Origin of the sequence: Amycolatopsis xylanica, from assembly GCF_900107045.1 — a bacterium.
Taxonomy (GTDB): Bacteria; Actinomycetota; Actinomycetes; order Mycobacteriales; family Pseudonocardiaceae; genus Amycolatopsis; species Amycolatopsis xylanica.
Genome location: NZ_FNON01000004.1, coordinates 372,826 through 384,797 on the forward strand (window position 1 = coordinate 372,826; position 11,972 = coordinate 384,797).

9 protein-coding genes are annotated in these 11,972 nt (G+C 69.4%); 4 read left to right on the top strand and 5 right to left on the bottom strand.

Annotated features, from left to right (window positions below):
* The first annotated feature begins 132 nt into the window (after positions 1-132).
* On the top strand, positions 133-2,937 hold the full coding sequence (locus BLV57_RS43680; protein ID WP_218134846.1) for a S53 family peptidase: 2,805 nt from the start codon (positions 133-135) through the stop codon (positions 2,935-2,937).
* A gap of 73 nt (positions 2,938-3,010) precedes the next feature.
* Positions 3,011-3,865 (top strand): class I SAM-dependent methyltransferase, encoded by an 855-nt coding sequence (locus tag BLV57_RS20725; protein WP_245757431.1) that lies wholly within the window; start codon positions 3,011-3,013, stop codon positions 3,863-3,865.
* Here the strand turns inward: BLV57_RS20725 and BLV57_RS20730 are convergent.
* From BLV57_RS20730 to BLV57_RS20740, 3 genes are all read right to left on the bottom strand, one after another.
* Positions 3,834-4,673 carry a DUF4436 family protein gene (locus tag BLV57_RS20730; protein ID WP_091291193.1) on the bottom strand — a complete coding sequence of 280 codons (840 nt, stop codon included), beginning with the start codon at positions 4,671-4,673 and terminating at the stop codon, positions 3,834-3,836. The two genes, BLV57_RS20725 and BLV57_RS20730, sit on opposite strands and share 32 nt — an antisense overlap.
* Positions 4,674-4,723: 50 nt before the next feature.
* Positions 4,724-6,007, bottom strand: coding sequence for a GGDEF domain-containing protein (locus tag BLV57_RS20735; protein WP_091291195.1), 1,284 nt, complete (start codon positions 6,005-6,007; stop codon positions 4,724-4,726).
* Between the two features lie 109 nt (positions 6,008-6,116).
* Positions 6,117-7,313: an MFS transporter gene (locus BLV57_RS20740; RefSeq protein ID WP_091291198.1), complete on the bottom strand. Its 1,197-nt coding sequence runs from the start codon at positions 7,311-7,313 to the stop codon at positions 6,117-6,119.
* 275 nt (positions 7,314-7,588) lie between these two features.
* Between BLV57_RS20740 and BLV57_RS20745 the strand changes: the two genes are divergently transcribed.
* Positions 7,589-8,851 carry an HNH endonuclease signature motif containing protein gene (locus BLV57_RS20745; protein WP_091291200.1) on the top strand — a complete coding sequence of 421 codons (1,263 nt, stop codon included), beginning with the start codon at positions 7,589-7,591 and terminating at the stop codon, positions 8,849-8,851.
* A gap of 322 nt (positions 8,852-9,173) precedes the next feature.
* The gene (locus tag BLV57_RS20750) at positions 9,174-9,974 is read left to right on the top strand and encodes a hotdog fold thioesterase (protein WP_176968732.1); all 801 of its coding nucleotides are present in this window, start codon (positions 9,174-9,176) and stop codon (positions 9,972-9,974) included.
* Between the two features lie 7 nt (positions 9,975-9,981).
* Here BLV57_RS20750 and BLV57_RS20755 read toward each other — a convergent pair whose 3' ends face one another.
* Together BLV57_RS20755 and BLV57_RS20760 are read right to left on the bottom strand one after the other, a co-directional pair.
* Positions 9,982-10,245 carry a hypothetical protein gene (locus tag BLV57_RS20755; protein ID WP_091291204.1) on the bottom strand — a complete coding sequence of 88 codons (264 nt, stop codon included), beginning with the start codon at positions 10,243-10,245 and terminating at the stop codon, positions 9,982-9,984.
* A gap of 17 nt (positions 10,246-10,262) precedes the next feature.
* A complete protein-coding gene (locus BLV57_RS20760) occupies positions 10,263-11,846 on the bottom strand; it encodes an ABC-F family ATP-binding cassette domain-containing protein (RefSeq protein WP_091291205.1) in 1,584 nt (527 codons plus the stop codon).
* Between the last annotated feature and the right edge of the window lie 126 nt (positions 11,847-11,972).

The following is an 11,972-nucleotide window of genomic DNA, read 5'->3' on the forward strand; positions in this document are numbered from 1 at the left end:
AACGACGGAGTTGGCATCGTGAAGAAATTCGCTTCAACGGCAGCGATCCTGCTGATCGGTTCACTCGCACAAGTTCCGGCGGCGACCGCCGCTCCCCCACCCACCACGCAGCCTCGACAACAGGTCTATACCTTGCCGACTGGCGATCACGTGGTGATGACCAGGACCGGGCCGCGCTTCGAGCCCGCGCCAGGGCACGACAGGATGGCCTTCATCTCCCAGGTGAACGGTCAGTACACGGTGGTACCCGCCGCCGAGCTGGGTCGTCTGTCCTCTTTGGACACCTACCGGATCGGCCAGGCGGAGCCAAGACCGCCGCAGGCGGAAAGCCAAATGTCCCTGCTGCGCATCAACGCGATCACCCATGGCGGCAAAAAGGCGCCCGCCTCCGAGGTCATCGTCGTCAACACCGACAACCCCGCCGCCGCGGCGCTGGACGCCATCATGATCAACGGCGAGGCCCGCTTCCAGGTGCCGAACGGCCACTACAGCGTCGCCGTGGCGGCCTATCAGGTCGAAGACGCCGATCATGGCAAAGAGACCGAATTCCTCACCCAGACCGATGTGACGGTGTCCAATGGCGGCGCGACCGTCACACTCGACGGCCGTCGCGCGCACCCGGTCTCCTTCCAAACCCCGCTGCCGAGCGAGTTCGACGCGGCGACGATCGCGTGGACGCGCGGATCGGCGACCAAGGCGGCGTCACTGCAGATGGGCGCCTTGTCGGACACCAAGTTCTACGTCAGCGACGCGCCCAAGGCGAAGACCGGCGTGCTGAGCTTCTCCGTGACCGCCAGGCAGCTATCACCCGCGTCGGCGGCGACGCCGTACAGCTACTTCATCGGCATCCCCACGGTCGATCACATCCCAGTCAATCAGGCATACCGGATCGACCCGGCCAACCTGTCCACAGTGGACTCGACGTACACCACCGACCTGCCTGGCCAGCCGGTGCGCGCTTACGACTTCTGGGACATCCCGCACCCGTCGGTGAGGAACCCGCCGATGTCGAGCCTGCCGGGCGTCGTGGCACAAGCGCCTTCCTCGGAACGGCACTACCTCAGTGTCGCGCCCGGCATGTACTACGGCGGCGTGATGAACCCCAACGGCGAGCTGGGCGGCACACTGGAGCGCCTGCTGATCCCCAAGGCGGGCGAACATCGCACGCTCAGCTGGCGCGGCGGGCTGACCGTGCCCGCACCGTCCACTTACGACGGACCTTGTTTCCTGTGCCGCGAGGGTGACGTGCTGCACGGCGTCGGCATGATGGACACCGACGCCTCCGGTGACGTCGGTCAGTGGACCGATGGCACCACCACCATCACCCAGGACGGCACGCAGATCTACGAGAACACCACCATGGGCGTCGAATTCACCCAGGATCTCGCGTCAGGAAAGCATCGCTACCAGTACACAATGGACACTTCGCACGACGGCGAGGGCACCAACCTGTCCACGCACTCGCGGATCAGCTGGGGTTTCGACTCCGCGACCGGGTTCAGCCCGGCGCCGATCCTCTACGCCAGTGCCGCGTTCAACGCCAACGCCCACAACTCGGTCGCACCCGGTGAGGCGTCGCTGTCACTGACCGCGCGACACCAGGCGGGTTCGCCTGACAGCCCGCTCAAGAAGGTGGCCATCTCCATCTCCTACGATGGCAAGACCTGGATCCCCACCACCACGTCGATCCAGGACGCCACCCACGCCAAGGGCACCTGGACGGTGCCTGCGGACATCAAGCCAGGCTACCTCTCGGTCCGCATCGAAGCCGAGGACGCCCAAGGCTCCACACTGGACGAAGCCGTCGAGCACGCCGCGCTGGTGAACGCACCGGACGGTCTCGACTACCCGCAGACCCCGCCTCCGACGGCACCCGGCGCGAAGGCGGCCTGCGCCGACGCCCCGGCAGGGCACGCGCAGTGCTTCGCCATCAAGGCGCCGCGGACCGCGCGCAAGGCAGGGCAGCTGCCCGACGGTCTCGCACGCACCGACCTGGTCTCGGCGTACAAGCTGCCGCAGACCGGCGGCGCCGGGCGGACGGTCGCCGTCGTCGCCGCCTTCGACGACCCGACCGCGGAAGCCGATCTCGCGGAGTACCGCAAGACCTACGGCCTGCCGCCGTGCACCACCGAGAACGGCTGCTTCAAGAAGGTCAACGGGGCTGGCAAACCCGCGCCACTGCCCGGGTCGGACGAGGGCTGGAGTTCGGAGATGGCGCTCGACATCGAGATGGTGTCGGCGATCTGCCCCGACTGCAAGATCCTGCTGGTCGAAGCGGACGACGACACCGCCGCGGCGCTCGCGGCCGCGGAACGCACCGCGACGAACTCCGGCGCGGTGGCCGTGTCCAACAGCTGGGGAGGCACCGAGGACAGCACGGCTCCGTACTACGCACCGGCGTTCAGTCACCCGGGCGTCGCGGTGACGGCGTCCTCGGGCAACCGCGGTTTCCGGCAGGCCATGTGGCCCGCCTCCCTGTCGGAGGTGATTGCGGTCGGCGGCACCACGCTTTCCAAGGACACGAACGCGCGTGGCTGGACGGAGTCGGCGTGGGCGAAGGGCAGCTCGGGCTGCTCCGGCTACTCACGCAAACCCGCCTGGCAGAAGGACACGCATTGCCGGATGCGCACCGCCTCGGACATCGCGGCGGTCGGCGACCCGGCGACCGGGGTGGCCGTCTACGACCAGGGCGAGTGGTCGGTGTTCGGCGGCACGAGCGTGGCGGCGCCGATCATCGCCTCGATGATCGCGCTGGCCGGGAACTCCGCCGCCATGACGAACGCGAGGCGCATCTACTCGCGCTCGTCGGCGCTGTTCGACGTGACCACCGGCAGCAACGCGAACTGGGACTGCGGCGGCGACTACCTCTGCAACGCTCGTAAGGGTTACGACGCCCCGACGGGCATGGGTACTCCGAACGGTCTCGGCGCGCTCTAGCGAGGCCCGGTCCCTGGGTGTGTACCGCACCCGGGGACCGGTAAACTCGGCCGCCGATTCTGGGGAGAAAACCGTGGCAGAAACACCGAACGTCGACGCTTCCAATTCTGATCAGCTCGCCATGTGGGACGGCGGCAGCGGGACCTTCTGGACCGCGCGCGCCGACCGGTTCAACGAGGGCATGGCCGGTTACCACGGCACGCTCGTGAAAGCGGCCGGGTTCCAGCCGGACTCGCGGGTGCTGGACGTCGGCTGCGGCAGCGGCCAGCTCACGCGCGACGCCGCCCGCGCCGCGTACGACGGTTCGGCGGTCGGCGTCGACCTGTCGAAGGCGCAGCTCGAGCTCGCGCGCGCACTGGCCATCGGGGAGCAGCTGCCCAACGCGACGTTCCTGCAGGTGGACGCCCAGGTCCACGACTTCGGCGAGGCACGCTTCGACATCGCGGTCAGCAGGCACGGCACGATGTTCTTCGGCGACCGGCGTGCCGCGTTCTCGAACATCGCACGTGCGATCAAGCCCGGTGGCCGGTTCGTGCAGCTGACCTGGCAGCCGGTCGACCGCAACGAGGGCCTCACCACGTTCCGCACGATCGCGGCAGGCGGCAAGGCGGTGCCGCCGCCACCCGCCGAGGCCCCGACGCCGTTCTCGCTGAGCGATCCCGACCGGGTGCGCGCGCTGATGAGCGAGGCGGGCTTCGTCGACATCGAGCTGACCGGGCTGACCGTTCCCATGTACTACGGCAGCGACGTCGACGACGCGTACGACTTCATCGCCGACGGCTTCAGCTACGAGAAGCTGGACGACGACGTACGGGACAGCGCGATCGACGCGCTCCGGGCCGACATCGCCGCTCACCTCACCGAGGAGGGCGTCTTCTACAACGCGGCGCACTGGCTCATCGAGGCCCGGCGCTCGCCCGTTCGGTGATGGCCCCGGCGACGACCGCGACCACCACGCTCACCGCGATGACGGCTTCGGCCCAGTAGAAGGCCGTGTAGTCGAGCAGCGAGCCGATCGGCGGCGCGCCCGGCGCGATGTTGCGGAAGCCCGCGAGCGCGAACAGCGTCGCCGCCATGAAGCCGAACGCGGGCCAGATCAGCCCGCGGCGGCGGGTGACCAGGTGTTTCGCGCCGAGCAGGACCGCGATCGCGAGGCCCCACATGGTGATCATCATGAACACGGCGAACACCAGCACGCCCGCCGACCGGCTGAACCGGACCTCCGCGCCGCCCACCCCGTTCGCCACCTGATAGGACCGCACGGACAGCCCGAACAGGCTGTCCACCTTGTCCAGTGTGAACAGCACCGGCACCGACTCGCCGTCGACCTCCGCGGCGAACTGGATCTTGACGTCGTAGCTGTCGAACGGGTAGTCGGTCACGGTGCCGCCGGACAGCGCGATCGGCAGGTCGGTGCTCGAGATCCGCTGATGCGCCGGATAAACGTGGTCGCCGCGCAGGCTGGACGAGTTCAGCAGGTGCAGGTCGGCCGCAGGCGCGGCGCCGTCGTCCTCGCCGAACCTGCCGAGCGGGACGGCCAGCACCCGCAGCACCGCCTCGCGCCCGGCCGCGTCGATGCGCTGGACCGAGGCGAACACATCGATGCGGTCCGGCGCCTCGGTGCCCGCCGCGTGCCAGGTGTCCCCCGCCGTCCGGTCGGCGGCGTGCAGCCACAGGCCGAGCCCCGCCGCGACCACGACCAGCAGCGGGATCAGCAGGAACCTGAGCTTCGACATGGCGGAGATCGTGTCAGCGAATGTCCGCGCACGCTGGGTTTGTCACGCTGTCAGGTGAGGCTGACGACCCTGTTACGCCCCAAGCTCTTCGCTTGATAGAGCGCTTCGTCGGCGGCTTGGAGCAGGCGTTCGACGGCCGCGCCCGCGTCCGGGTACATCGCGACGCCGATGGACGCCGACAGATCGTCGATCACGGTCGCGGTGGTCGCCACGGTGAGCACCTCGATCGACGCGCGGACGCGCTCGGCGACCGTGATGACGTCCGTGCGCGTGACGTCGGGCAGCAGCACGACGAACTCCTCGCCGCCGAAGCGGCCGACGGAGTCGTAGTCGCGGACCGAATCGGTGATCGCGGTGGCGACCGCCTTGAGCACCGCGTCGCCCGCGAGGTGGCCGTGGGTGTCGTTGATGCGCTTGAAGTGGTCGAGGTCGATCATCAGCACGCCGAAGCAGGCGTCGGGGGTGCGCTCGACCCTGGCGAGCTCGCGGGTGGCGAGGTTGTGCCAGCCCGCGGTGTTGAACAGCCCGGTCTTCTCGTCCGTGGTGGCGGCGACCTCGAGCTGCTTGACCAGGACACCGCGATGCAGGAACAGCAGCGGCGGCACCACCAGCACCGCGAGCGCGGGCAGCGTGGCCAGCGCGAGCGCGGTGAGGACGCCGAGGCACAGCGTCGACGCTTCGAGCGCGTTGTCGGCCCAGCCGCCGAAAAGTGCTTGCACCGTGCGCTTTTCGACGGTCAGCCCGGGCAGCGCGACCAGCGCGCCGACCGCGAAGTAGACGACGCCGGCGAGCACGACCGCCACCACACCGCGCCAGCCCGCGTCGAGGACGGCGCCCATGGCCGGGACACCCGCGAGCACGAGCACGGCCGAGGCGGCGTGACAGGTGAGCGTCACGAGGCTGGCGTTGAACACGGTGCGGAACGGCGGCACCCGGCGCAACCGGTACCAGCTGCGGACGGCCAGGTGCAGGTACAGCACCGCGACCAGTGCGGCGACGAGCGCGGCCGGCAGGAGCAGCACGCCCGCGAAGGTCCAGACCGAGGTCATGTTGATGTGCGGGGTGGTGTTGACGCGCCTGCGCACGCGCTCGACCTGACGGCCGAGCTCGGCCTGCAGTATCCCCATCCCGGCGAGCGTGGCCAGCACCACCAGGTCACGGGCCGTCGGCACGGTGGTGACGGCGGCGCGCACCGTCAGCACGACGGCGGCGGCTTCGGCGAGCAGGCAATAGCCGACCAGGCCGCGGCGTTGCTGCCAAAGTGCCCATCGACCTGGGAAAAGCACGTCACGGATGTGCGCGGGGGCTCTGCCTGCCGCACCATCGTCGGTCATACTCAGGGTAGGTCCACCCGCCTTTCCAAGGTGCCGTCCACCACCAGTGTCCACCCAAGCAGCGCTGGAGCAGTGGAGGGAGGCCGCCATGAGCAACCGCGACACGTGATCAGCCCCGGCGGGCCCGGCTCCACCCCACCGCGATCGGCACGGCCACGACCGCTCCGGCGGCGCCTGCCAGCGCGACGGCCGGGGCCGGGCCGAGCTGATCGGCGAGCAGCCCGGCGCCGAGCGCGCCCAAGCCCTGCACAGTGATCAGCCCCGACGACAGCAACCCGGCACCCTGCGCCCGTCGTTCGTCCGGCAGCCGCCGCACGAACGACGCGGTGCCCTGGATGTTGTACGCGGTCGCGAACAGCCCCGAGCAGGCGAACAACAGCATCGAGACCGCCAGCCCCGGTGCCAGCAGGCAGAAGACCAGCGGAACACCGGCCAGGACGCCGAGCACCCCGATCACCCGGACTTGCGTGCTTTCCGGCACCCACTTCCCGAAGACGATCCCGCCGATCACACTGCCGATCGGATCGCTCGCCATGATCAGCCCGACGGCGACCGGGCCCATGTCGCCCGCGTACGGGGCGGCGAGCGCTTCGGGGACCACGTAAAACCCTGCCAGCCAACACAATCCGAGCAAGACCCGGAGCGCCGGGTCACGCCACACGATTTGGGCTCCGACCGCTGAGGAGGCCCAGAACGACATGCGTGTCTCGGTGCTTGCGGGGGCTGGTCGTTGTTTGACACCACGCTGGAGAAGCAGTGCCGAGGCCAGGAACGTCCCGGCGTCGAGCGCGAGCGCGACCGGCGGGTTGATCGCGGCGATCAGCGCTCCCCCGCCCGCGAACCCGGCGAGCTGCGCGGCTTGGCTGGTGATGTTCCGGATCGCCATGCCCGCGGTGTACTTCTCGCCGTCGAGCACGTCCGGCAGCAAGGCCTGCTGGGCTGCTTTGAAAGGGCCGTTGAGAAAGGTCGTGACGGCTACGAGCGCGCAGAGCACGGCCAGTGGCATGCCCGGCAGTGCCATCAGGCCGAGTAGGACGGCGCGGGCGAGGTCGGCCGCGACCATGACTTCGCGGCGTGGATACCGGTCGCCGAGGCCGCCCAGGAGGATCCCGCCCGCGAGCGCGGGGACGAAGGTGAGCGCGTAGGTCAGGCCGGTGAGGAAGGCGGACTCGGTGCGCTGGAACACGAGCACGGACAACGCGACCCTGGCGAGCTGGTCACCGGCGATGGAGCAGAGCTCGGCGAGCCACATGGCGCGGAACTCGCGCACGGCCAGTACGTTTTTGAACCGCACTCGCTCCGCCATGATCGCTCCTCTCGCCTGAGCGTAAGGGTTCGGAGGGGAAAGCGACGTTTTGCGGGGTCGGATCTAAAGACATCCCGTATGGACATTTCCGCTCCGGGGTCGGGTGGTGTTTGTGGTCGCTGCGGAAATATCCATACGGACCGGGGCACGGTGGTCAGATTTCGTTGTGGCTCACCGGAAACCCCGGCTGGTACTTGCTGCCCGCTTAGGTATGGGGTCGACCAGCCCGGTATGTCCAGTGGCATATGACTCTGGACACTGGTAGTGTGGAATGCATGATCAGCACCGAAAGTCCTGACACCGCAGCACCACCGCAGTGGTGGCGCTGCGACAAAGACACGCTGCTGCTCGCCTACGTCGCCCGCGAACGAGAAAAACGACGCCTGGAGGCCGAGCAGGGACAAATCCTGGCCGAGATCGAATCCCGCGGCGTGAAGGACGTGACCGGCTACGCCACGGTGCCGGGGATGCTGGTGGACTGGGTGCAGATCAAACACTCCGAAGCCAAAGCCCGCGTCGACCGAGCCCGCGCACTCAACCCACGCCAAGACGGCGGCACCCGGATTCCCGCACTCGCACCACATGCCGCCGCAGCAGCACTGGCCGGTGATCTCGGCGCGGCGCAGCTGGATCCGATCATCGCCGCCCTCGGCGCACTCCCACCCACAGTCTCAGCCGAAGACCGCGAGACCGGTGAGCAGATCCTGGTCAACCTCGCCCGCACCGCCGGACCCCGCCAGATCAGCCACGCGGCGAAAAACCTGCGCGACCGGCTCGACCCGGACGGGCGAGAGCCGAAAGATCCCGATCCGTCCGAGCCGCGTCATGAACTCGGGTTCGTGACCCACCGCGACGGCACCCACGGCATAAAAATCAAAACCGATGCGGAAACCATCGCCCGACTCAAAGCGACCCTGGATCCACTCGCCAAACCTCGCCCGGCATCCGAGGAAGAAGGCCGCGATACCCGCTCCCAATGGGAACGGCTCGGGGACGCGTTCGCCCACTTCGTCCGCATCGGCATGGGCAACCCTGATATCCCGACTCAGGCCGGGGACAGTGTGCATGTCGTTGTTACCGTCGGCCTCGACGAACTCAAGACCGGCATCGGGCGAGCGTGCCTGGACTTGGTCGGAGACATCAGCGCCACCGACGCACGCCTGCTCGCCTGCGACTGCAAAGTCATCCCCGTCACCCTCGGCTCCCACGGCGAACCGCTCGATGTCGGCCGCGCGCAACGCCTCGCCACACCCGCGCAGCGGCGGGCGCTGGCGATCCGGGATGGCGGCTGCGCGTTCCCTGGCTGTGATGCGCCGCCGCAGCAATGCACGGCTCACCATATTGTTTTCTGGGCTCATCACGGGGAAACCCGCATCGATAATCTCGTGCTGCTCTGCGGTCGGCACCACCGGCTGATCCACAACAGTGACTGGGAGGTGCGGATCGCCAGCGACGGGTATCCCGAGTTCATTCCACCGGCGTTCATCGACCCCGCACGTGCACCCCGCCGCAACACCATGCACACCACCCGAATCTGAATCGACCGATCGGTTGTGCGGCACATCAACCTAGACTGCCCGACCACCACCCAGGGCAGGCACCAAGCCCCGGCTGCGGCATCCGGCGAGCCACAACCAAATCGGGCCACCGTGCCCCGGTCCGTATGGATATTTCCGCAGTGACCCACTACGCAACCCGGCCCAGGAGCGGAAATGTCCATACGGGATGGCTTGAGATCCGGCCCGGCAAACCCGAATCCCAGGGCAAGCCCCGCAGCGAAGGGTCCGCTCGAGTCCTTGGCCGGTCCGCATGAGCGCCACGTCGCACACGGCCGGTCCGGCGCGTGCCATGATCGGATGCGTGGACACGACTTGGCTCGACGAAAGCCCGTTCCTGCGCGACCTCGGCGTCCGGTGGCACGACGGCGAGGTCGTCATGACCGTGACCGAACCCCATACCGCGCACGGCGCGCTGCACGGTGGGGCGACGGCGGCGCTCGCCTTGGCGGCCGCGCAGGCGACCATGCGGGCGGAGGATCCCGAGACCGATCCCAGCACCACGTCGCTGCACGTCACCTACGCGCGGTCGGGGCGAGGCAGCAGGTTCACCGCGGCGAGCACCACGCTGCGGCGGGCGCGGGAACTGGGGTTCCATCAGACCGAGATTCGGGACGAGGCCGGGCAGGTCATCGCGGGCGCGTCGAGCACGCTCGCCGATGGCAGGCAGGGCACCGGTGTCGCGCCCGACGCACCGGTACCGCCGGGTGACCCGGCGGTGTTCACGAAGGCCGCCGAGGCGATTCCCTTTCTGCGTGGGCGAAAGCTGCGGTTCGAGGGTGTCGGGCCCGGTGAGCTCGAGCTGAGCATGGGCCTGGCCGAGCGCAACCTCGACGCGAAGGGCCGCTTCGACGAGGGCGCGCTGGTCACGTTGATCGACATGGCGGGCACCAGCGTGCCGTGGACGCTCGCGCGGTCTGGCAACGGTGGCGCCACGATCTCGTTGCACGCCCAGTTCCTCGGGCCGGCGCCCGCTGAGCCGGTGACCGCGCGGGCGACCGTGCGGGCGCATGACGAGCGGGTCTTCTGGACCGACATCACCGTCTTCACGACGGCCGACCGGAAGATCCACGCGTTGAGTCAGCTCGCTTACCGGTTCGCCTGATACCGGTTCAGGCGTCTTCGGCCATGGCCGCGACCTCGGCGAGGTCGGGCGCGGCTTCGGCGAGGAAGCGCTCGACCAGCGCCAGTGGCAACGGTTCGTCGGTGTCCACCCGCACCAGGGCCGCGCCGGTGGTGCCGTCCAGGTAGGCCTCCATGACGACACCCTTGCCCGGCGTCGGCGCGACGTCCTCCAGCTCCCAGCCGAAGCCGAAGCGGGAGGTGTCGCTCCAGGTGTTGATCAGGTAATGGCGGCCGTCGTACTCCCAGCTCATTCCGGCATCATGCCCGGTCAGACCGCCAGGCGCGACCAAGATCGGGTGTCGCGCAGCAGCTGGCGGTCGTGGGTGGCGATCACGACCGCGGCCGGAGTGGCCGCGAGTGCCGCCGTCAGCTCGTCGACCAGGGTGGCCGACAGGTGGTTCGTCGGCTCGTCGAGCAGCAGCACGTGTGGCCGGGCTGCCAGCACCAGCGCCAGGTCGAGCCGCCTGCGGGCGCCGACCGACAGTTCGCCGACCGGGCGGTGCAGGTCGTGCCGGGCCAGCAAGCCCAGCTCGCCCAAGCGTTCCGCTCCGGCGATGGCGTACAGCTGCGCCGCCGTGCGGCCGTCAGGCAGCGCCGACTCCTGGCCTAGCAAGCCGATCCGGGCATGCCGGGCCCGGCGGACCGTTCCCGTGCCGGGTTCCAGCGCACCCGCGAGCACCGCCAGTAGCGTCGACTTGCCCGCGCCGTTGGGGCCGGTGACCACGAGCCTGTCTCCGGAGTCCAATGCCAAATCGACCGGCCGATGCAGCCTGCCCGGCACGCTCACCCCGTTGGCACGCAACAGCGTCGCGCCGGGATGGGCGGGCAGCTCGGGCATGGCGAAGCGGGCCGGTGGTGACGGGATCGCCACCACGTGCGCGGCCAGGTCTTCCTCGCGCCGGTGCACGGCACGGACGAGGCCGGGTGCGCGCGTGGCCCTGGTGTGCCTGCCGTGTCCCTTGGCGGGACGCCAGTTGTCGCGCAGGCGGTTCTGCGCGGCGGACAGGTCGTCCGCCAGGCGTTGGCGTTCGGCGAGTTGTTCGGCGTGCAGCGCCTCCCACCGGGCGCGTTCGGCCGCGCGGGCGTCGACGTACGCCGCGTAGCCGCCGCCGTACACCCTCGGCCTGCCGTCGCTGGACGGGTCGAGGTCGATGACGGTGGTGGCCACGTCGGTGAGCAGTGCCCGGTCATGGCTGACCAGCACGACCGCGCCGGGATAGGTGCGCAGCCGCTCGGTGAGGTGTTCGAGACCGGCCGCGTCGAGATGGTTGGTCGGCTCGTCGAGCACCAGCACCGCGTGGCCCGCGCCGAGCAGGCAGGCCAGCCGTACGCGGTGACGTTGCCCGACCGAGAGCGTGCCGAGCGGCCGGTCGCGGTCGCTGACGGCGTTCAACGCGGCGAGCGAGACCTCGACTCGCCGGTCGGCGTCCCACGCGTCGAGCGCTTCGACCTCCGCGAGCGCGGCGGTGTAGGCGTCGTCCGCGCCGGGACGGCCGTCGGCGAGCGCGTCGGTCGCGCTTTCGAGCCTGGCCAGCGCGCCGCGGACGGCGGACAGTTCCAGGTCGATCAGCGCGCCGACGGTTTCCGTCGCGTCGAGCGGGATTTGCTGGTCGGCGACGCCGAGCGAACCGGCGCGGTGCACTTCGCCGCGGTCGGCGGGCAGGTCCCCGGCGAGCACGCGGAGCAAGGTGGTCTTGCCGCGGCCGTTCTCGCCGACCACGGCGACCTTGTCACCGGCGGCCGCGACCAGGTCGACCCCGGTGAGCACCGGCCGTCCGCCGAAGGAGAGGTGCACGTCGGACACGCGGACATGCGCCGCGCGGGCAGGGGCAAGCGAAAGGTGAGACGGCATGAAAGAAAGTCCTCTGAATGAAAAAGATGCGCTGACAGGACGAACCAGGCGCCATGGCGCCGGAGAGGTGGTTCTCGTCCCTCAGAGGAAGAACAGCTGCATCATGATCACGACCCTAGACGACGC

Coding starts and splice junctions, on each gene's coding strand:
- BLV57_RS20740 (WP_091291198.1), bottom strand. CDS start 7,313: ATGGCGGAGCGAGTGCGGTTCAAAAACGTACTGGCCGTGCGCGAGTTC.
- BLV57_RS20745 (WP_091291200.1), top strand. CDS start 7,589: ATGATCAGCACCGAAAGTCCTGACACCGCAGCACCACCGCAGTGGTGG.
- BLV57_RS20730 (WP_091291193.1), bottom strand. CDS start 4,673: ATGTCGAAGCTCAGGTTCCTGCTGATCCCGCTGCTGGTCGTGGTCGCG.
- BLV57_RS20755 (WP_091291204.1), bottom strand. CDS start 10,245: ATGAGCTGGGAGTACGACGGCCGCCATTACCTGATCAACACCTGGAGC.
- BLV57_RS20735 (WP_091291195.1), bottom strand. CDS start 6,007: ATGACCGACGATGGTGCGGCAGGCAGAGCCCCCGCGCACATCCGTGAC.
- BLV57_RS20760 (WP_091291205.1), bottom strand. CDS start 11,846: ATGCCGTCTCACCTTTCGCTTGCCCCTGCCCGCGCGGCGCATGTCCGC.